The sequence below is a fragment of the Streptomyces sp. NPDC085944 genome, from assembly GCF_040686295.1.
Classification (GTDB): domain Bacteria; phylum Actinomycetota; class Actinomycetes; order Streptomycetales; family Streptomycetaceae; genus Streptomyces; species Streptomyces salinarius.
Map to the genome: position 1 here is coordinate 161,420 of NZ_JBFBJX010000006.1, position 18,869 is coordinate 180,288.

Here is an 18,869-nt window from a genome sequence, read left to right on the forward strand (position 1 = left end):
GGACATACCTCTCCTGCTGCCGGACCGGGCAGCGCGAAGCTAGCCGGGCACGGCGAACAGCAGAGGTGCGGCGGGGAAACACTTCGAGGACGCGTGCGGAACCCGTCGACCCTCCCCGCCCCTCGAGCGCAGGACGTACGCGTACGCCAGGAGGAGTCAGCGCGTGTCGGCTTCGGGCCGCCACTCGCGCCTGATCAGCCCGTACACCCACGAGTCGGACACCTCGCCGTTCACGACGCAGTCCTCGCGCAACGTCCCCTCGCGCACGAACCCGAGCTTCTCCAGAACGCGGGCGGACGCCGGGTTGCGCGTGTCGGCCTCCGCCTGGACCCGGTTCAGGTCCAGCGTGCCGAAGGCCCACCGCAGCACGGCGTGCGCCGCCTCCGGTGCGTAACCGTGGCCCCACATCGGCTCGTCGAGGCAGTAACCCAACGACGCGCTGCGGTGGACCGGGTTCCACTCCAACAGGCCGCACCAGCCGACGAAGGCCCCGTCGGACACCCGGTCGACGGCCACCCGCGCACCGGTGCCCTCTTCCTCCATCTTCCGGCAGGTGGAGAGGAAGCGCTCCGCGCGTGCCCGCTCGGTCCACGGCGGGGAGTCCCAGTAGCGCATCACACGGGTGTTGCCGTGCAGCGCGAAGAGGCGGTCCCCGTCGGCATCGGTGAAGGGCCGCAGCCGCAGGCGGGGAGTGTGCAGTACAGGAGTGGCCAGACGCATGCGACCATCCTGGGCCCTCACGAAGCAGGCGGACACCGAATATCCGGGGGCATCCCGGGCGGCCGGCGGACCGCCGGAGGGCCGTGACCGGCACAGCGTCGCGCACGTGCGGTCCGCTCCGTGGTCACCAGGGGCGGAACAGGCCCCTCCGTCACGATCTGTGGCCAGTTCGGCCCTCACACCACCCCACCGTGTGGCCGTTACATTCACCCCCCGACCGGACCCACACGACCAGGGGGGGAACAGACAACGATGCGCTTCACAGGACCCGTCCGTCGCACCGGCAGATTACTCATCGCGACGACCGCCACCGCGGCCGCCGGGGCGGTCACCGCCCTGAGTCTCGCCACCCCACCGGCCGCCGCGGCACCCACCCGGACCACGGAGGCCCGGCCGGGCGACGCCTGCACGGCGGCCGACCTCGGCACGCGCCACCCGTACGTCAAGACCACCGAAGTGTCCCCGACGATCACCCACTTCAAGGGCTGGTACGTCACCGAGGGCACCACCGGCCAGCAGACCGTCAGCACCGACACCACGACGGTCATCACGGTCTCCGTCGGCCTCGACGACACGATCGAGACCAGTTTCGCGACCCAGGCGCTCAGCAACGTCAAGGCGACCGTCGGCCTGGACGTGAAGCTCGAGTACACCTCCACCAGCAAGGAGTCGAACTCGGTCACCTGGAACCTGACCCAGCCGGGCTACTACGGCTTCTACAAGGGCACCAAGAAGGTCACCGGCACGTACGGCAGCCTCAACTGCAACCGCGCCCCACAGGACGACGGAAGCTGGGCGCTGGAGTGGACCGAGGGGTCCGGCAGCGGCAGCTTCACCACCTTCACCACCCTTGAGGAAGGAGCGGTGCGCTGCCAGGACAGCGTGCCCGCCGACAGCATCATGGCCAGGGCACAAGCCCTCCTCGACTGCGGCTCGGCGGCCGCGCAGGCCGACCACCCGGCGGGCGCGGTCGCGCCGACGGCGCGGCAGAAGCAGGAAAGCCCCGCGCCGCGCCCGGCCCCCGCCGACGGCACCTCCACCCAACGGCCCACGGCGAACGCGAGCACCACACGGACGGCCCTCGACTGCTCCACCGAGGCCTACAAGATCGCCGTACCGGGCAAGCCCCTGTCCTGGGGCGCGCCGCTCCTCGCGGACGACGGCGTACGGCTGCGGCCCTCGTCGATCTTCAGCGCCCACCTGGACAACTGGCGCCTGTGCAACGTGACGGAGCAGAACGGCGTCATCGAGGCGTCCCTGTGGAACTGGGGCAACGGCGGTTGCGCGACCGTCGCCGAGCAGAACGCGTCCGCCGAACGAGCGGTCCTGATGACGGTCCCGTGCGCGGAGGACGACCTCCAGCGGTTCTCCATCTACCGCGACGTCCCCGGCAGCTCGAAGATCGGGGTGCAGAACAAGTACACCGGTTCCATGATGGGCTACGACCGGTACGCGGACGGTGAGTTCATCCGCCAGTACTCCAGCGGCAGGCAGGACGGTTCGGGGACGTTCGACCTGACGGGAGTCTGACGCCCCCCGTGAGGGGCCGGTACGCGGCTGCCCGGGTGTCTAACCCGCGGGCAGCCGCAACTGGGGAGTCCTGAATGCAGCAGCCCCAGGTACTTCAGCGGGTCGCCTTCCCGGACATTCCAGGTCCCCCGTCGGGAGTGAGCGTGGCGACGGACGAGGGAACCACGCGGATGAGGTGCGGCACTCCGCCGATGGTGACCACGTGCGCGTCCGGTACGCCACCTGGGCGAGGAACCGTAAGTGGAAGGCTTCCTCGGTCGCGGCTGTGATCCGCTCCGGAGCGTGCCGCGCCGACCGGGGCTACGCACGTCACCTCTGATGGAGTGCGTCGATGAAGCGACGCCAAGCCTTTGTGTCGACGGAGAGGACGGGACCGTCTGCACACTTCGAGTCGCGTATCAGCGTCCTCGGAGAAGCGTAGGCGCACTCGACGCACTCAGTGGCGTTGCCACCGCTGTACGAGGATTTGAACCAAGCAGGGGTGGCGGCAACCTGGAGACCGACGGACATTCACAGCTCCTTGCGGACGCGATGGATCAGGGCGGACGAAGCTTCCATGTCCAACGCTTGTGCGCGCAGGTACTCGAACGCAACCCGGTAGCGCTCCAGTTCTTCGTCCTTCTCCAGGAAGAGGGACCCAGTGTGGAAGTCGACGTATACGACATCGAGCGCCGGCTCAGCGCCGCCAATCATGACGAAGCTTCCGAGGGCCGCGGCATGAGCGCCCTTCGCGAAGGGGAGTACCTGGAGCGTGGTGTGAGGCGAATCGTTGGCCGCGAGCAGTCGGTCCAACTGGTCCTTCATCGTCTGCGGTGACCCGACAACGCGACGGATAACGGACTCGTCGATGATCGCCCACAGGCGTAGCGGCTTCGGGCGGGTGAGAGTCTCCTGCCGCTTCATGCGGATGTCCACGAGCCGCTCGATCTCATCTGGTGACAAGGGAACTTCGTTGGCCCGCTGAAGGGCGGTGCTGTAGGCGCGCGTCTGGAGGAGACCGGGGACGTAGACGCAGGAGAAGTGGTTCTCGCGTACCGCCTCGTCCTCAAGGGTGAGGAGCAGGTTCATACTCTCCGGGATGGAGTCGGCGAACGAACTCCACCAGCCCTGCTGCTTGGCGTCCTTGGCCAGCCGTACGACCGCCTCACGCTCAGCGTCCGATGCTCCGTACTCGCGGCACAACGCGTCGATGACGATCCACCTCACCGGGCCGGCCTGCGTCTCGTACCGACTGACCGTTGCCTTCGATACGCCTACCAGCCGTCCGGCCTCCTCCAGTGTCATACCCGCGTGAGCGCGCAACTTGCGGAGTGTCGCCCCCAGTTGACGACGGCGTGTGGTGGTTCTCGCGGGCATGTGACTCCTCTGCGCAGACCCCCGGCACCTGCTCGGGGGGCGTGAACAGGCTAGGCATCGCCGCTGGCGGCCTACTACGGGATTCACTCGATAGATTCTGATGAGAAGTTACATAGAGAGACTTCTCTGTGCCATCCTCTCCTTACGGACCGCTACGCACCGCATCCACAGAGACACGGTGAGTGCAGCACGGGGCGTGGTGGAGGGTGGAGGAGTGCGTATGACCAGTACTGATGCCACAGGGTGCGAACGCCGCTGGGTCCTGCCCTTTGAGGCGCTGCCGGCAGAAGTACGGCTGCTTCGGAGAGCCGTCGATGCCCAAGTTGCTCAGTGGGGTGTCCCAGTGTCTTGCGAGGAGGTGCAACTTGTCGTCACGGAACTGGCGACGAATGTCATCAAGCACGTGGGTGAGGGTGCGTCGGCGACTCTGGTACTCGAGTTGAAGGGGAGGCGGCTTCGCGTGGAGATGCACGACAAGAGCCGATCGCTACCTGCCTTGCGAGCCGCCGACTGCGACGCGGAGTGCGGGCGTGGGCTGCACTTGCTCGCTGCCATAGCGCTGGACTGGGGAGTCGTCGCCACCGCTGTCGGCAAGGCGGTGTGGTGCGAGGTCGGACTGGATTCCGAGATGAGGTGTCGCCGAGTTGAGCGTGCCGTGATGGCTCTGGAGAACTATCAGACCGATGGCGGTACTGCCTCGGTAGGAAGTCCAAGAGAAGCGGCTCTTGAGGAGTCGGCGATCGAGCTCATCGCGGACCTGCTCCACTGGACTTCGGCGCTTGGTCGGGACCCGGACGACGTGCTGGACCAAGCCCAGAGGTTCTTCGAAGCCAAGAGGGAAGCCGCCTAGTGATCATCCGTCTCGCTGTTCGGTTTGTGCATGAGCTCCCGAAGGTCAGCCGGCGTGCGCCAGGACTCTCCGGGACGGGCCCGGTGGCACATGCGGTGGCAGTTGGCACACAGGCATGCGAGGTCATCCAGCCGGGTTTCTCCTTCTCCGGAGACGTGAAGGGGAGTGAGGTGATGGACCTCGATGTATTCCTCGCCCAGTTTTCCGTACGTGTCGGCGAAGCTGAACGCACAGACCTCGCACCGGAGCGGGTTGCCCTGACGCTGAACGTGCCTGATCTTCTGGGCCCTGAGGCGGGGGTTCCGCTCACGAGCCAGGGCTCGTCGAACGAGGAGGCGTCCCTCAATGGCGGAGGTGCCTGTTTCGTCGACCTCGTCGGGTTGCGCGGGGAGCAGGTGCAGCTCGCCGGATCCGATGCCGTCCTCAATGGCTCGGGCGGCCTGGAGCATTTCAGCTTCCCGTGCGATGAAAGCCTGGATCATGAGCTGTGTCGGCCTGCCACAGCGGGTCGCTTTGCCGTTGTATTTTGGGTGGTTTGTCATAAAATCAGTCGTCTTGCGGCTCACACTGTCCACGGATCTGAAGGACGGCAGCGTGCGCGCCGCGGGTTCGTGCAACGGCAGCGACCGGAGCAGCTCCGACAACTTCTGGACCTCAGGATCTCCCGTGCGCAGTTCGCGCCAGCCGTTCCGCGCCACGAGGGCCCCGGCCAGCACGAGTTCGTCCTCGGTCCAGGCAGGTATCCGCATGTGGAATATCGTATGTGTGTTCGTTGTGTCGTGAGGCATGTACGGCGAACCATGAGACGTACTGCAAAATTGGTCAGGTCTCGTTGTTGTCAGTGGGGTCTGTCACCCTCAGTGATGGTGGACTGCAAAGTGTGTCTGCCGCTGCACGACTGTAAGGAGGGGGCATGACCCGCACAAGTGAACCGAAGCCCGCGACGGAGGAGCGAAGGGAACCCGCCTTCACGTCGATCGAGATCTGCGCAGGCGCCGGCGGTCAGGCTATCGGGCTGCACCAGGCCGGATTCGGCCACCTCGCACTGGTGGAGATCGACAAGTACGCGGTCGAGACACTGCGCCTCAACATCGAAGACCATGAAGTGTGGGCCTGGGAGCGAGAGCACTGCGACGTCCTGTCGGCTGACGTCACGAAGTTCGAGCCCCACCAGGATCTGCACAAGGGCGCCGACCTGCTGGCACGGAACGGGTTGGATCTCCTGGCTGGCGGCGTGCCCTGCCCGCCCTTCTCTCACGCGGGCAAGCAGTTGGGGAAGCTCGACGAACGTGACCTTTTCCCCCGCATGCTGCAACTGGTCGAGAAGCTGAAGCCTCGAGCAGTGATGATCGAGAACGTTCGCGGGATCATGGACCCGAAGTTCTCGGATTACCGTGACTGGATCAGGGCTCGGCTCGAGGGCGGCACGTACCAGGCGGACGACGGACAGACGGTCAGTGACGAGGGTCTCGGGTACACCGTCTGCAGGTGGGACGTTCTGGAGGCGAGTGACTTCGGCGTCCCTCAGCTTCGTCCGCGTGCCGTCCTCGTCGCGTTCCGGGATGACGTCATCGAGGACCTCAAGTACGAGTGGCCCGCGCCCACGCATGAGGACCCGGTCAGTGTCGCTGTCAGCCTTGAGCCGTCCATGCGGGAGCGGTACGGGCGGTACTTCAACGGTGTGCACGCGGAACGCGCCCGCAAGGGGTTCGAGCGATGGCTCAAGAAGGCCCGGGAACGTGACGCCGAACTCAAGGGCAAGGGCGGTGGCATCGCTCCCACGCTCGTCGGCGGCTCGAAGAAGCATGGAGGAGCGGACCTCGGACCCAGCCGTGCCAAGGCGGCCTGGAAGCAACTCGGGATCTCAGGCATGGGCGTCGCCAACGACATCGAGGCATGCGAGAAGAAGGCCAGCGAAGAACGCGACCTGTTCGGTGCTGACGGCCCGATGCTCACGGTTCGGCAGGCTGCTGTCATCCAGGGCTTCCCGCCGGAATGGGACTTCTCCGGCGGGAAGACTGCGCAGTACCGCCAGGTGGGAAACGCCTTCCCACCCCCAGTAGCCCGTGCTGTCGGCAAGTCGATCATCGACGTACTCAAGGCAGCCCGAGAGCGTGACGGGAAGAACTGACTAGCTGCTCGGCGGATCCTTCCGTTCGGTGTTGCGGCGCCTTTCTACTTCTGCAGCAATGCGGGCGGCGCACTCTTCCGACGGTTCGTGTTCCCAGAACCGGAGCACCGTCCAGCCCTCCGCTGCGAGGCGCTGGTCGGTGTCACGATCACGAGCTACGTTCCGCGCGACCTTGTCTGACCAGTAGCCGGAATTGGTTTTCGGCGGCACATAGTGTTCAGGGCACCCGTGCCAGTAACAGCCGTCGATGAAGACAGCCACTTTCGCCGGACGGAAGACCATGTCAGCCGTCCGGCGAAGCTTGGGAATCGGTCTCGCAGCCACGCGATAGCGCAGGCCCTGCGCGTGAACCAGTTGTCTGATCAAGCGTTCGGGTGTGGTGTCCCGGCTGCGGATCGCCTGCATGTTGCGCCGTCGCGCGGCTGAGGAAGCCCAGGAGCCGACGGGGGGCACCCAGGCGGTGCCTAGGGGCTCGTCCGCCTGCGTGCCCCTGTCGCTGTTTGCCTGGTCAGGCTTCTTCTTCACCCGTGACCTTCGGTAGGAGTGGCGCTGTCATCACCGGATCCTCCGGCCCTGCAAGGACCCAGCGGCTTCCGTCCAGTTCAACAGATGGGCGGTCGCCATGATGAGGCATGGCCTCAGCTACCCGGAAGCTTACAAACTCCCCTCGCTGGGGTACTTCTGCCCCGAGGCGGCATGCAATATCCCGGTGCTTGCTGTAGGGGCCAGCAATGACGATGCCCTCCTTGCGGAGCACCGTGCGAGCCCGTCCTTTGCCTTCCCGTAGGCGCGCCATGTAATCCAGCTGCTTCGCGGCGGTCCGTATGGCGCCCCGTCCGATACGGCGGTTCTGTACCCTTCGGAACAATTCAATGACTCGCTGCTGCCCCTTGCGGGGACCCTCGAGAAGAATTTGCTGGCGCGTGGCATCGTCGAGATGCAGAAGAACGTTTTCTGGGAGTTCTTTCTCATGCCAGAGCCAGTGCACCTTGTCCATGCGGTACTTTGCCTTCAAGGTGAGCTTCTTGTCGCGGTTGCTGCCTGTATTGAGCCATTCTTCGCGCACTCGGAAGATACCGGCACTCCACCTGCTCTTGAGGTCGTCTGCCCACACCAGAAGACACAGATGCCCCATTGCCTCAGGTGGGATCATCCATCCGCCGAAATCCTGAGAAAACTTGCAGTCCACGTTCACGCCAAGAATCTGGTAATCCATGGGGTGCTGGTCGTGTGAACCTACGTCTGCGCCGTCGTCGAACTTGAACTCGCGCTGCAGGTTGATCTCGACGAGAGTGCCCGCATGAGTCTTTTCGGTTTTGAAGAGCTGCTCCCAGGCGTATCGGCCGGTCGTTTCGCCGTTCAGCAATTGGTCGATCGTGTCGCGCAGAACCGCGGCGAATCTCTTTCCATCAGGATCGAGGGAAAGGAGGTGATCGGCGACCCTCTTCACGTCTGAATCTTGCGCGATCAGACTGTGCTGTGCACTCCAACTCGTCCTTTGAACGCTGGTGTATTCGTCGAAGGGAAGCAATTCAGGACCTAGCTTGTGAGTCGACGTGGGACGCGCACTCGGATGTGGACACCGTGTGCAGGGGCGCGATGGCAAGGCCCTCAGTTACGACGCCTGCTGCCTGGGCAGCAGGCGTCCCGCGGTCACGAGGGCTGCGGCAGCGACACGGTGGCCTCGTTGATGAAGCGTGAGTCCTTGGCCCGGAAGCGCACCAGGCGGCGGTCTGCGTTTGTGGCTGACTTGGGCGGGATCAGAGTGAAGGCCATGACGACCTTGGACGGGTCGGCCGCACCGTTACGGACGGCCGCCCGGACGCTTTCGATGCTGTCCCCCTCCACGACCGGGTAGACCAGCGCGACACCGGTTCTCGGCCCGACCTCCCGGCCTGAGCCGGCAGCAGCCTCGTCGATGAGCCGTAGTGCTGTGGTGCGGTGCTCGACGCTGGCGATACGGCCGAAGGAGCTCTTGCCGGCCTGAATACTGCGTCGGACGAGAGACAGTGGGGCCGAGCCAAGGACGCTGGCCTCGACGCGGCTTTCCGAGGCGAGCCGGGGCGAGATGAGGAGCCAGTCATCGACTTTTGCGAGGGTGCCATCGAGCTGGCGAAGGTACGTCAGATGAGGGTCAAAGTACTGCGGCCGCTCCCATTCGAGCTGGGTCAGTACCCCTACCAGATCACCATGCGTCACAGTGGCTGTGAGGGCGGTGAATGTGCGGGTGAGTGAACTTGAGGAATCCGGAGGATTGCTGAAGGACAGCGGTGTGCTGCCCAGGGCATGCAGCAGAGGCCGCCAGCGCTCGGTGTTGCGCTTGTTGGTGGCGCTGTTCAGAGGGTAGGCGGCGGGCTCGATGGGCCGGCCCGGCGACCGGATCTCCACGAGTTCCGCGTTGAACATCTTGTTCCGCGCCGCTGGCTTCAGCCACGGCAGGTGCTGGGCTACCAGAGGTGGGATCTGAACGGGCGTGACCTGTGGCTCTCCGTCCACCATGACGGAGTACTGGGCCAACTGCTCCCGGAAGCTCTCTTCGTCGCGACAGACGGCTTCGTATGCCTCGTAGAGGTCGACGTGCTTGTCACGGCCAAACGGCTCTTCACGGCCGATGTAAAGCCGGACGAGGTCTCGGTATCCGGGGCGGAAACCGAACCATCGCCCCATCTGCATGAGTGTGTCTGCTTGCTGAGTGGTCCGGCGGTAGTAGGTGACGGTGAGCCCTTCGACAGTGAAGCCACGGGACAGTTTTGTGCCGCCCACAAGAATCTTCCACACGTTCGGTGTCCGGTCGAAGTCAAGGTCGAGCTGGGCGAAGTACCGGTCCGTGTCCCCGTTCACGACAACGACGGGATTGCCTCCACTGCCGATGCGCTGCCGCGCGGCGTGGACGTATGGACGCAGATCGGTGTACGAGGAGGGTGCGGGGAGATCACTTGCGCGTGCTGCCGTCACCGGCGCGAAATCCGCCTCCCACAGTGCGGCCAGACGGTCGTGTCCCGCCGCCGAGCTGTAACCCGCCTGATGCCAAAGAGAGTTGATACGGAGTGCCAGGTCGGCGTGATCATCCTGACGTACTGATTCATGAGCGAGCATGGTGTGGTGTCGAAAGGCTGCGTCAGGTACGCCGTGGTCTGCCCGGTAGAGCTTCAGGGCGCCAGACAGGACGAAGGCGTCCATGGCCTCCTGAAGCCTGTCGTCCGCGGAGTCGTAGATGCCCCGCACATGTGCTTTCTCCTGTGAGTTGGCGTAGGTGCGCTCTTCCACAGGGACAGGCGAGTTCAGGTCGTGGAAGTCCTGGACCCCCATGTACCCGGCCGGGCGTGGCAGAGAGATCAGGAAGTCGCTGGGGAAGATGTCCATGTCGTCGCCGGGGTCGACGAAGACGTTGGCGAAGGGGGTCGCGGTATACCCCACGTACTGGGCTCGCGGCAGCAGACCCAGGAGCTTGGATATCAAGCCGTTGATGGCTGTGCGCTCAGTGCTCCCACGTTCCCACTTCTTCGGGTCCGAAGTGTTCACCGAAGCCTGATCGGACTCGTCGTCGATGATGAGAGCCGGGAGCTCGCCAAGGATCCCGTGGATCTGCTTGAGGTCTTTGACGAGTTTCGTGAGGACAGACTTGTTCTTCTTTACGACAAGAATGCGTGCCGCTGCGTGGTGAATGTTCGCCGGATCATGCAGAGGACGGGCGGGGAAACGCTTTTCAAACTCGAGTGCCCGAATGCCCTGGGCAAGGCTCTTGTAGTCGTTCTCGCGTGTCGTCAGCCGCTCGATGTCGAACGCGCCCAGCGTGGAAGGACGGCCACCATGGCGCACGAATTCCGGCCAGCCCTCGTCATCGCCTACATAGTCCACGCCCACCAGGGAGTCCACATCTGTGACGTCCGCGCCACGCAGGATGTTCTCCTGGCCGATCAGTTCCATGTCCAGTCTGCGTTGGGTCTGGGCGCGGAGGAGGTTGAGTGTTCCTCCCAGAATGATGACGAGACGGTACCCGGCATCGATGGCCTTGGCCGCCACTCCCGTGAAGTTTGCCGTCTTTCCAGACTGGACGTATCCGACAACCAGACCCTTCGCCTGCCTGGCGGACTCCTGTTCGGGATCGGTGAGACGTTCGACGACTGAGCGGCTCGCCTGGTCGAGGCTGGCGATAGCGGCTTCGGACCATCCTTTGGTGCGAAGCTTCTGCTCGTAGGAGGTCCAGTAGAAGGACCGGGCCGCTGCACGCTCAGGGCTGTACCACGGAGTGAACTCCCGCGTGATGACGGTCGCGCCAGGGACCTTGGCCACCGGGACAGCTTCGTCCAAGGCCTTGCGCAGTTCGTTTCCGAAGTGAAGGCGTTCGTAGACCACGAGGCGCCGTTCCTCGGTACGGGCGCCGGAGCCCTCACCCCATGAGGGCGTCTCGGCGAAATCCCAGGCAGCGAGATGACGGGACCAGAGCGCGATCAGTCCTTCGTGGCCGCTGATGAGAAGCGACCGGAAAAGATCTTCCCCGAGGTCTGCGTCCGGCTGACGGTCTTCTGCGGCGAGTTCTGCCCATCTCTGGAAGGGCCGCGGCAGGATGCTCATACCCGCCAGGGCGTCGGCGTGGATGTCAAGGAGCATGCCAGGTGCGGTGTTGGTCATCGTTGGTTCCTGGGGTTCAGGGGGCCAGAGCGGCGCGGGACGAGAGCGGACCGGGTCAGTCAGCAGCCTGTGCCCGGCGGTCTTGCTGTACCTGCACAGAGGCCAGGAGGATGGTGTTCCAGTAGTCCACGCGGTCCTGGCGGCTACGCTCCCAGCGGCCGAGGCCGAAGCAGTCCTCCAGCAGCAGGTAGAGCAGGGCCTTCGTGACGGGTGCGTCGTTGCTTCCTCCGCGCCTTCCGTCGTTGAAGTCACCACGGAAGGCCTTGTTGAGAAGTACGGAGTTGTTCTCGCGATCCAGGTCGAAGAACTTGTCCGGCGGTAGCGTCGCCCAGGTGAACGCGATCGGTTCTTCGCCAGGCTTCTCAGGCAGTTCCTCTTTGATGACCCGCTTGATCTTCGGGTCCATCCCCTTACCTGGAGGAGTCACAGGTCGCCGGACGATCTCAGTGCGCTTCGCCCCGTCGCGGTATGTGGCTTCAGCGTCAGTCAGGTACCCCCGGAAGCTCCCGCCGGATGCATCGATAGCGTTCTCGACTCCCAGCGTGAAGGCCGGCGTGACCGTGACGCTCTCCTTCTTTACGTCAAGGCTCAGCACGCTGCTCTCGTGACTCGGAAGGTCGACTGCTACGCGGGCCAGCGCCAGGTGCCCCTCGGGATTGCGGAGACCGTTCCAGCCGCCAGCTTGGACGAGTCGGTTGTTCCGGTAGAAGTAGAACCCCTGCCGGTCCGTCAGGGAACCGATCTGCCGGAAACCGGCCTGCTTCGATTTGGCTGGCCAGATATGCGCCGTCAGCTGTACGTCTCCCAGGCCCTCTACGGGGGCTGTGAACGTCCGGGGGTAGCGAGCCTTCCCAGGCACCTTGTAGCCGAAGGGGTCCAGTGCTTCGACAGCAATGTGGTCCACTTCCTCACCGAGGAGGCCCTCGCCGCTGCTTACATCCCATACGGCGATGTCGAGCTTGAGGCCATCCTGGAGAAAACGGTGCAGGTAGAGACCGAGGTGGGTTTCCAGGCGGGCAATCGCCTTCGACAGGAACTGGTCGCTCTGACCAGTCGTCACGGTCTCGAACACCCGGACCTGGTCCCAGCGCACGATCGTGCCGTGCCACTCGATGACGCCGTCGTACCGGTCTACAAGTTCCTGGGCGTAGCGAGGGTCGACGGTGTCACAGCGGAAGCTGTCCTCAATGCCCTCTGCGGTGAGACGGCGCCCCGCGGCGCGACTGCGCTTGGTGCGGCTGACCACGGTGAGCGACGCCGCATGTGAGAGCGAAGCGGCCTTGAGACCCGTCCCGTACATGCCCAGGGCGCTCTCGCCGTAGTCGCGGCGTCGGCCCACTGTCATCGCAGTGTCCAGGCCGACATCGTCCATGCCACCGCCGTTGTCGATGACTAGCAGGGTCAGGATCCGCTTGGCGTCACGCAGGAAGTGCACAACGATCTTGTCGGCGCCAGCATCGATCGAGTTGTCGATCAGGTCGGCGACTGCAACCTCGAAGCCGTAGCCCTGGTTGGTCAACGCCTTGCCGTAGCCGGCGTCCGGCGGCAGGTGGGTGCTGCCGGTCGTCGGGACCTCGTACTGCCAGACGGTTCCGGGCTCGTAGGGCATTGCGCTTCCTCTATACACAGGTCTGGGCCTGCTCAACGAGCGATGGGCCCTCCGGATCGGTGGTTCATGTGACGGTACTGCAAAGGTCGGACATAGAGGCAGCTGATCTGTAGAGAAGGGTGGTTCGCCCGAAATCCGCCAGTCGATGGTCCGGTTGACGAACACCGAACGGACCGAATCCGCCCCACTCCACAGGCCCTGCTGGCACCCTCGTTCCGTGGACGCAGGGACAGCAGCCGTCCTGGGTGCCGGGGTCGGTGTGGTGGGGACTGCCCTGGCGGCGACCATCGCCGGGATAGCGGGGCAGCGGCAGGTGCGGGCCGAGCATCGGCACTGGCGGCGGCAGTTGCGCTGTGATGCGTATGCCGTCTTCACGGTCAAGGCCGACGAGGTCTACGAGGCACTGCGCGACGTCGAAGCCGAGTTGGGCAGGCCGGGTCATGACCTTGAGCGGGTGCGCGCGACGCTCGACGGCGCGCGCAGGCTGGTGCGAGGGGGACTGGCCGACGCGCAGACCGCCGCCGAGTTGGAAGGGCCGGAGAAACTGGCCCGGACGGCCGGTGAGTTGGCCAAGTCCCTGTCTGCCTGTGTCGCGGCGATCGAGGCGAGGATCGTGGGACGGGCGGGCGGCGACGCGCTGGAGTCCAACGATTCGCATCGCATCCGGCGTTTCCTCAACCATGCGTCGAAGAAGCGGGAGCAGTTCGTGAGCCATGCCCGCGAGGCCATCGACGTGTGAACTGCCTCGTTGGAAGCGCCCGCTCCGCAATGGAGCAAGGCGTGACCACTTCGCCGTGCGCAGCGTTCACGCCTTCCGTCGACGGGGTTCTGGCAGCGGGCGCGGTCGGGGAGAGCTGGTCAGGCCTTCGCCCCGCCCGCCAGGAACCCCGTCAACCGTCCAGCAGCATCCCGCTGCCCTGCTCCGCGCCGTCCCGCTGCTCCGCCGTGGCGCAGGTCCGGCGGAGGGTGATCACCGTGTTGCGCGGGCCCTGCTCCGTCAGGTCGAGGGTCGTCGTCGCCGGGTCCGGGCGGCCCGGGACGTCCGTGCCGATGGTCAGGTGACGCGGTTCGGCGACCTCGGTGTAGGAGGCCGTCAGCGGGAACTCCGCGCCCTCCGGGGTGCGCATCGTCGCCTTCCAGGCGCCGCCGGGGCGGACGTCCGTCTCCACGGAGCCGGGGACGGCGTAGGCCCACTGGGCGTACTGGTCGGGGGTGGTCCACGCCTGCCGGACCCGGGACGCGGGGGCGTCCAGGGTGCGGGTGAGGTGTACGAGAAGCCGTTGTCCGCCGCGGTGGGCGTCTGGTCGGTGCTCATGTCGTCGGGTCTCCTCGGTCGGCTCGGGTGACGACGCCCCGCCCGCTGTCGGCGAGGCTCTCGCACCGGTAGACGACCGGCGGTGCCGGAACTCATCGCCCCCCGCGCCGGTTTCCTACCGCCCGTGGCACTCCCCGTACGTCCGCCCCGACCCGCACCAGCACGCCGCCCCGCGCTGCGGCGGCCACGCCGTCGCCAGGCCCCGGGCCGCCAGCGTCGTCGCGTACTGGGGGAGCAGCGCCGGGTCGGCCGGGGACGCGCCCTCCGACGCCGCGAAGGCCTCGTAGGAGGGGACCGTGCCCGGGACCACGCCCAGGTTCGGGGTGCCCGAGGAGGCCAGTTCGCGCAGGGCCGCCTCTATCGAGGCCAGGTGGTCCTCGTAGGACGGGTACTCGGTGGCGAGGGGCGGGTACGCCTCGATCAGTTCCGCCAGCTCGCCGGCCGGCCAGTGGAGCATGGCGACCGGGAAGGGGCGGGACAGGGCCTCGCGGTAGGCGCCCAGCTCGGCGCGCAGCCGGGAGATCTCCGCCTCCAGGTCCTCCGGGTTGTCCGAGCCCAGGGACCAGACCCGCTTGGGGTCGTGCAGCTCGTCCAGGGACACGGGCATCGAGTGCAGGGTGTCGGCCAGGGTGTCCCACGCGTCGTGGGCCAGGCCCAGCATGCGGCGGACGCGGTGGCGGCCGTAGAGGAGGGGGTGCGTGGCGTACGGGGGTTCCGGTACGTCGGTGAGGAGCAGGCGGGCGCCCTCCGTGAACGTCTCGTGCGCCGCCTCCAGCTCGTCGTGGGACTCCAGGGCCTCGGCCGCGATCACCCAGGGGGCCGGGTCGCGCGGCGCCGCCGCACGCACGCCGTCGATGATCGCCCTGGCCTCCGCCTCGTGGTCGTACTCCCAGAGGTTCGACGCCTTCAAGGCGCGGACCAGGGACGGGTTGTCCAGCGGGACGGAGGCCTCGGCGGACAGCAGGCGGTCGTAGAGCTTCGTCGCGGCGGGGCGGTCGCCGGACAGTTCCAGGTGGGCCGCGGCGCGCAGCAGCAGGGCCTCGGCGTCCTCGGGGTAGAGGCCGGCGGTCCGTTCCAGGCGGGCCGCCTCGGCGGCGTGGTCGACGTTTTCGGCGGGCGTGTCGGGGCGCATGGAGGACACGGTACTGCCGCGGGGTGGCGAGGGTGAGGGGCCCGGGGGCAGGTACCCGGGATGTGCGGTCGGGCTCCGGGGGCGATACCGGCTCGCGTACGGCTCCTGTATAACTTGGGGCAAACGTGTGTACGCGAGCGGGGGAGCGAGGGGCGGCGGATGAGTCGGGGACGGGCCGTGGTTCGGGTGTCCCGTGCGCTGTTCGTCCTGCTCCTCGTGGTCCTGCCCGTCGCCCTCGTCGACGTCGGCAGCCTCTCCGCCACCGTCGCGCTCGCCGCGACCACCGCGGTCGCCTCCGCGCTCGCCGCGTGCGCCGTCATCGCCGCCCGCTGCGCGCCCGCCGTGCCGCCCACCCGGGTGCGCACCGCCATCAGGGACCGTGACCTGCGTACGGCCTTCCTGCCCCAACGCGATCCCGACGCCCCCGGCCGCCGCCGGCCCCGAGCGCCCGGACACGCCCTCCCGGCGACCACCGCGTAGGGCGAGGCTTCTCCCGTACTCCTGGCCCCGCGCCGGTCGTGTCGTCATGCCGCCCCACCTTCACCCGGCACGACGAGACCCCCGGAGGGCTCACCCACCCATGTCCGTTTTCGCCAGCCTGGTCGAGCGCCTCGCCGACCTGCTCCAGCCCCTGTGCGGCGCCTCGGCCGCGGCCGCCGCCATCGTCCTGTTCACCGCCCTCGTACGGCTCCTCGTCCACCCGCTCTCCCGGGCCGCCGCGCGCGGGCAGAAGGCACGCACCGAGCTCCAGCCGCGGATCGCCGAACTGCGCCGCAAGCACGCTGGGAACCCCGATCGTCTTCAGCGGGCGGTCCTCGAACTGCACGCCGCGGAAAAGGTGTCCCCGTTGTCGGGATGCCTGCCCAGTCTGTTCCAGTTGCCCGCTTTCTTCCTGCTCTACCACGTCTTCTCCAGCTCGGAGATCGGCGGCCGGGCCAACGGACTCCTGTCCCACCAGCTGCTGGCGGCCCCGCTCGGCGGACGCTGGGCCGACGCGCTCGGCGACGGCGGGGCCCTCGGCGGGGCCGGGCTCGTGTACGTGGCGCTGTTCGCGGTCGTGGCCGCGGTCGCCACCTTCAGCTACCGGCTCACGAAGCGGACGACGGCCGCCCGTCCGGTGCTGCCCACCGGTGACGCGGACGCGGTGCCGGGTGTCGGCGCGATCACCAAGGTCATGCCCTTCATGTCCTTCTTCACGCTCGTCACCGTGGCCGTGGTGCCGCTGGCCGCCGCGCTCTACGTCGTCACCAGCACGACGTGGAGCGCCGTCGAGCGGGCGGTGCTCTACCGCTGAGGGCCGGCCGGCCGGTCGGCCCGGCCGGGTTCCAGGGGTTCCAGGGGTTCCAGGGGTGAACGGCCTGGTCAGGCGGAACACCGGAAGCAGGGGCCTTGTCGACCGCCGCTGTCGATCGACAAGGAGGAGACCCTGTGCCTGCGATCCCTCGGCCCGGGCGCTGCGTCCCGGGCGGCCCGCCGGGGTCGTGGCTACGGTCCAGTACGTGAACGGGGTATTGCGGAGTGCACCCCTGCCTTGGAGGATCGACCAGTCCTCCGATGCTTGTCGCGTCGCTGCCGCACCCAGGTCGCGCACCGTCGGGCGGGCTGCCCGCGAGCGAGGAGTTGGGGATCATGAAGCTGTTGCGAGTCGGTACGGCGGGGTCGGAGCGTCCCGCGCTGCTCGACGCCGACGGGACCCTGCGAGACCTGTCGGGCGTCGTCACGGACATCGACGGCGAACTGCTCGCCGACGCGGGCGCACTCGGCCGGATCCGGTCCGCCGCCGAGGCCGGTGAGCTGCCCGCGCTGGACGCCACCGGGCTGCGCGTCGGACCGCCGGTGGGACGCATCGGCAAGATCGTGTGCATCGGGCTGAACTACCACGACCACGCCCGCGAGACCGGGGCCGAGCCGCCCGCCGAACCGGTCGTCTTCTTCAAGACGCCGGACACGGTGGTCGGGCCGCACGACACGGTGCTCGTGCCGCGCGGGTCGACCAGGACCGACTGGGAAGTCGAGCTGGCGGTCGTGATCGGGCGTACGGCCCGCTATCTGGAGTCGGCCGAGGAGGGGCTCGCGTGCGTCGCCGGGTACGCGGTCGCGCACGACGTGTCCGAGCGGGAGTTCCAGATCGAGCGCGGCGGGACCTGGGACAAGGGCAAGAACTGCGAGACGTTCAACCCGCTGGGCCCCTGGCTGGTGACCGCCGACGAGGTGCCCGACCCGCAGCGGCTGTCGCTGCGGCTGTGGGTCAACGGCGAGCTGAAGCAGGACGGGACGACGGCGGAGCAGATCTTCCCCGTGGGGGAGGTCGTGCGGTACGTCAGCCAGTTCATGGTGCTGCGCCCCGGCGACGTCATCAACACCGGGACGCCGGCGGGCGTGGCGATGGGGCAGCCCGAGCCGAAGCCGTACCTGCGGGCGGGGGACGTCGTCGAGCTGGAGGTCGAGGGGCTGGGGCGGCAGCGGCAGGAACTGAAGGGGGCGTAGGCGCTCCGCCGGGGAGAGGGATACGGCGGTGCGGTGGCGGCCGCGGCCTGTCCGTCGCCGCCCGCCCCCACGAGGTGGAGCCGCTCACGTCACGGTCCCGCTCACGTCACGGTCCCGCTCGCGTCACCGTCCCGCGTCCCCGGGCGCCTTGCCCTCAGCCGAGCAGTGAAGCCAGTCGGCGCCAGCCCTCCCTGGGGAGCCGGGCCGTGTCGTCCTCCACCAGCTGGAGGGCCACGTGGTCGGCGCCCGCGGCGTGGAAGGCGTCGATGCGGGCGCGGATCGTGGCCTCGTCGCCCCAGGCGAACACGGCGTCGACGAGGCGGTCACTGCCGCCGCCCGTGACGTCCTCGTCCGTGAAGCCGAGGTTCAGGAAGTTCCTCGTGTAGTTCGGCAGCCTCAGATACATGGCGAGGTAGGCGCGGGCCGTCGCACGGGCGCGGGACGGGTCGGAGTCGAGGACGACCTTGAACTCCGGGGCCAGCAGCGGGCCCTCGCCGAGCCGCTCGCGGGCCTGCGCGGTGTGCTCCGGGGTGACCAGGTACGGGATCGCGCCCGCTGCCCGGTCCCGGGACAGGTCCAGCATCTTCGGGCCGAGCGCCGCCAGCACCCGGTGCCCCGAGCGCACCCCGGCCCGGTCCAGCTCGTCCAGGTAGCCGACCATCGTCGAGTACGGGCGGCGGTACCCCTCCGCGAGCGGGGCGTGGCTCACGCCGAGGCCGAGTACGAAGCGGCCCGGGTGGGACACCTCCAGCTCGGCGAAGCCCGCCGCCGCCTCGGACGCCCTGTGCTCCCAGATGCTCTGGATGCTGGTGCCCACCACGATCCGCTCCGTCGCCCCGATCAGCGGGGCGGCGTGCCGGGCGGAACTGTTGCCGCCGAGCCACAGGGCACCGTAGCCGAGCTGCTCCAACTCGGCGGCGGCATCGGCGCGTTCGGCCGCGCCCTCCGGGGCCTCGGAGCGCAGGGGCACGCTCCAGACGCCGTACCGTCCGACCGATTCCTTCAGGGAAGCCGTCGCCTCGTCCATCGCTTGCGATCCCTCCGGTGGGCACCGTGATCATGCTGCGTGTCTGCCTGCCAACCACGGGTACCCACCGGTGATTCCCC

General features: G+C 67.4%; 17 protein-coding genes and 1 pseudogene. 7 read left to right on the forward strand and 11 right to left on the reverse strand.

The window, feature by feature from the left end; all coding sequences use genetic code 11:
- Positions 1 to 156: 156 nt before the first annotated feature.
- Positions 157 to 720 (reverse strand): GNAT family protein, encoded by a 564-nt coding sequence (locus tag AB0P07_RS13875; RefSeq protein WP_365549593.1) that lies wholly within the window; start codon positions 718 to 720, stop codon positions 157 to 159.
- Between the two features lie 252 nt (positions 721 to 972).
- On the opposite strand from AB0P07_RS13875, the gene AB0P07_RS13880 reads away from it, so the two are divergent.
- Complete coding sequence (locus tag AB0P07_RS13880) at positions 973 to 2,250, forward strand: hypothetical protein (protein ID WP_365549595.1); 1,278 nt, start codon at positions 973 to 975, stop codon at positions 2,248 to 2,250.
- A 309-nt stretch (positions 2,251 to 2,559) separates the two neighbouring features.
- On the opposite strand, the gene AB0P07_RS13885 is transcribed toward AB0P07_RS13880, so the two are convergent.
- Both AB0P07_RS13885 and AB0P07_RS13890 read right to left on the reverse strand, forming a co-directional pair.
- A complete protein-coding gene (locus AB0P07_RS13885) occupies positions 2,560 to 2,760 on the reverse strand; it encodes a DUF397 domain-containing protein (protein WP_365549598.1) in 201 nt (66 codons plus the stop codon).
- Entirely contained in the window at positions 2,761 to 3,606 is an 846-nt protein-coding gene (locus AB0P07_RS13890; protein ID WP_365549601.1) for a helix-turn-helix transcriptional regulator, read from the reverse strand.
- Positions 3,607 to 3,826: 220 nt separating this feature from the next.
- Between AB0P07_RS13890 and AB0P07_RS13895 the strand changes: the two genes are divergently transcribed.
- Complete coding sequence (locus AB0P07_RS13895; protein WP_365549603.1) at positions 3,827 to 4,456, forward strand: ATP-binding protein; 630 nt, start codon at positions 3,827 to 3,829, stop codon at positions 4,454 to 4,456.
- Here AB0P07_RS13895 and AB0P07_RS13900 read toward each other — a convergent pair.
- Entirely contained in the window at positions 4,453 to 5,205 is a 753-nt protein-coding gene (locus tag AB0P07_RS13900) for an HNH endonuclease (protein ID WP_365549606.1), read from the reverse strand. The two genes, AB0P07_RS13895 and AB0P07_RS13900, sit on opposite strands and share 4 nt — an antisense overlap.
- 164 nt (positions 5,206 to 5,369) lie before the next feature.
- Here AB0P07_RS13900 and dcm point away from each other — a divergent pair, with 164 nt between their 5' ends.
- Complete coding sequence (gene dcm, locus AB0P07_RS13905; protein WP_365549609.1) at positions 5,370 to 6,587, forward strand: DNA (cytosine-5-)-methyltransferase; 1,218 nt, start codon at positions 5,370 to 5,372, stop codon at positions 6,585 to 6,587.
- Here dcm and AB0P07_RS13910 read toward each other — a convergent pair whose 3' ends face one another.
- The 4 genes from AB0P07_RS13910 to AB0P07_RS13925 all read right to left on the reverse strand — a co-directional run bounded on the left by AB0P07_RS13910 (position 6,588) and on the right by AB0P07_RS13925 (position 12,828).
- Positions 6,588 to 7,040, reverse strand: coding sequence for a very short patch repair endonuclease (locus AB0P07_RS13910; protein ID WP_365550320.1), 453 nt, complete (start codon positions 7,038 to 7,040; stop codon positions 6,588 to 6,590). It abuts the gene before it with no gap.
- Positions 7,041 to 7,095: 55 nt separating this feature from the next.
- On the reverse strand, positions 7,096 to 8,037 hold the full coding sequence (locus tag AB0P07_RS13915) for a NaeI family type II restriction endonuclease (protein ID WP_365549612.1): 942 nt from the start codon (positions 8,035 to 8,037) through the stop codon (positions 7,096 to 7,098).
- 203 nt (positions 8,038 to 8,240) lie between these two features.
- On the reverse strand, positions 8,241 to 11,219 hold the full coding sequence (locus AB0P07_RS13920) for a Z1 domain-containing protein (RefSeq protein ID WP_365549614.1): 2,979 nt from the start codon (positions 11,217 to 11,219) through the stop codon (positions 8,241 to 8,243).
- A 55-nt stretch (positions 11,220 to 11,274) separates the two neighbouring features.
- On the reverse strand, positions 11,275 to 12,828 hold the full coding sequence (locus tag AB0P07_RS13925; protein WP_365549617.1) for an ATP-binding protein: 1,554 nt from the start codon (positions 12,826 to 12,828) through the stop codon (positions 11,275 to 11,277).
- A gap of 217 nt (positions 12,829 to 13,045) precedes the next feature.
- On the opposite strand from AB0P07_RS13925, the gene AB0P07_RS13930 reads away from it, so the two are divergent.
- A complete protein-coding gene (locus AB0P07_RS13930; RefSeq protein WP_365549620.1) occupies positions 13,046 to 13,567 on the forward strand; it encodes a hypothetical protein in 522 nt (173 codons plus the stop codon).
- A 119-nt stretch (positions 13,568 to 13,686) separates the two neighbouring features.
- On the opposite strand, the pseudogene AB0P07_RS13935 reads toward AB0P07_RS13930, so the two are convergent.
- Both AB0P07_RS13935 and AB0P07_RS13940 read right to left on the reverse strand, forming a co-directional pair.
- Positions 13,687 to 14,143 (reverse strand): annotated as a pseudogene (locus AB0P07_RS13935) (SRPBCC domain-containing protein).
- Positions 14,144 to 14,258: 115 nt separating this feature from the next.
- Positions 14,259 to 15,275 (reverse strand): SEC-C domain-containing protein, encoded by a 1,017-nt coding sequence (locus AB0P07_RS13940; protein ID WP_365549623.1) that lies wholly within the window; start codon positions 15,273 to 15,275, stop codon positions 14,259 to 14,261.
- Between the two features lie 159 nt (positions 15,276 to 15,434).
- Here AB0P07_RS13940 and AB0P07_RS13945 point away from each other — a divergent pair, with 159 nt between their 5' ends.
- The 3 genes from AB0P07_RS13945 (at position 15,435) to AB0P07_RS13955 (ending at position 17,762) form a co-directional block, all read left to right on the forward strand.
- Positions 15,435 to 15,755 carry a DUF6412 domain-containing protein gene (locus AB0P07_RS13945; RefSeq protein WP_365549626.1) on the forward strand — a complete coding sequence of 107 codons (321 nt, stop codon included), beginning with the start codon at positions 15,435 to 15,437 and terminating at the stop codon, positions 15,753 to 15,755.
- Between the two features lie 100 nt (positions 15,756 to 15,855).
- Entirely contained in the window at positions 15,856 to 16,569 is a 714-nt protein-coding gene (gene yidC, locus AB0P07_RS13950) for a membrane protein insertase YidC (protein ID WP_365549629.1), read from the forward strand.
- A gap of 335 nt (positions 16,570 to 16,904) precedes the next feature.
- The gene (locus tag AB0P07_RS13955) at positions 16,905 to 17,762 is read left to right on the forward strand and encodes a fumarylacetoacetate hydrolase family protein (protein WP_365549632.1); all 858 of its coding nucleotides are present in this window, start codon (positions 16,905 to 16,907) and stop codon (positions 17,760 to 17,762) included.
- Positions 17,763 to 17,916: 154 nt separating this feature from the next.
- Here AB0P07_RS13955 and AB0P07_RS13960 read toward each other — a convergent pair whose 3' ends face one another.
- The gene (locus AB0P07_RS13960; protein ID WP_365549635.1) at positions 17,917 to 18,789 is read right to left on the reverse strand and encodes an LLM class F420-dependent oxidoreductase; all 873 of its coding nucleotides are present in this window, start codon (positions 18,787 to 18,789) and stop codon (positions 17,917 to 17,919) included.
- Positions 18,790 to 18,869 lie beyond the last annotated feature (80 nt).

Excerpts from the sequence above, each read along its gene's own strand:
- AB0P07_RS13875 (WP_365549593.1), bottom strand. The coding sequence starts at position 720 with ATGCGTCTGGCCACTCCTGTACTGCACACTCCCCGCCTGCGGCTGCGG.
- AB0P07_RS13880 (WP_365549595.1), top strand. The coding sequence starts at position 973 with ATGCGCTTCACAGGACCCGTCCGTCGCACCGGCAGATTACTCATCGCG.
- AB0P07_RS13885 (WP_365549598.1), bottom strand. The coding sequence starts at position 2,760 with ATGTCCGTCGGTCTCCAGGTTGCCGCCACCCCTGCTTGGTTCAAATCC.
- AB0P07_RS13890 (WP_365549601.1), bottom strand. The coding sequence starts at position 3,606 with ATGCCCGCGAGAACCACCACACGCCGTCGTCAACTGGGGGCGACACTC.
- AB0P07_RS13895 (WP_365549603.1), top strand. The coding sequence starts at position 3,827 with ATGACCAGTACTGATGCCACAGGGTGCGAACGCCGCTGGGTCCTGCCC.
- AB0P07_RS13900 (WP_365549606.1), bottom strand. The coding sequence starts at position 5,205 with ATGCGGATACCTGCCTGGACCGAGGACGAACTCGTGCTGGCCGGGGCC.
- dcm (WP_365549609.1), top strand. The coding sequence starts at position 5,370 with ATGACCCGCACAAGTGAACCGAAGCCCGCGACGGAGGAGCGAAGGGAA.
- AB0P07_RS13920 (WP_365549614.1), bottom strand. The coding sequence starts at position 11,219 with ATGACCAACACCGCACCTGGCATGCTCCTTGACATCCACGCCGACGCC.
- AB0P07_RS13925 (WP_365549617.1), bottom strand. The coding sequence starts at position 12,828 with ATGCCCTACGAGCCCGGAACCGTCTGGCAGTACGAGGTCCCGACGACC.
- AB0P07_RS13940 (WP_365549623.1), bottom strand. The coding sequence starts at position 15,275 with ATGCGCCCCGACACGCCCGCCGAAAACGTCGACCACGCCGCCGAGGCG.
- AB0P07_RS13945 (WP_365549626.1), top strand. The coding sequence starts at position 15,435 with ATGAGTCGGGGACGGGCCGTGGTTCGGGTGTCCCGTGCGCTGTTCGTC.
- yidC (WP_365549629.1), top strand. The coding sequence starts at position 15,856 with ATGTCCGTTTTCGCCAGCCTGGTCGAGCGCCTCGCCGACCTGCTCCAG.
- AB0P07_RS13955 (WP_365549632.1), top strand. The coding sequence starts at position 16,905 with ATGAAGCTGTTGCGAGTCGGTACGGCGGGGTCGGAGCGTCCCGCGCTG.
- AB0P07_RS13960 (WP_365549635.1), bottom strand. The coding sequence starts at position 18,789 with ATGGACGAGGCGACGGCTTCCCTGAAGGAATCGGTCGGACGGTACGGC.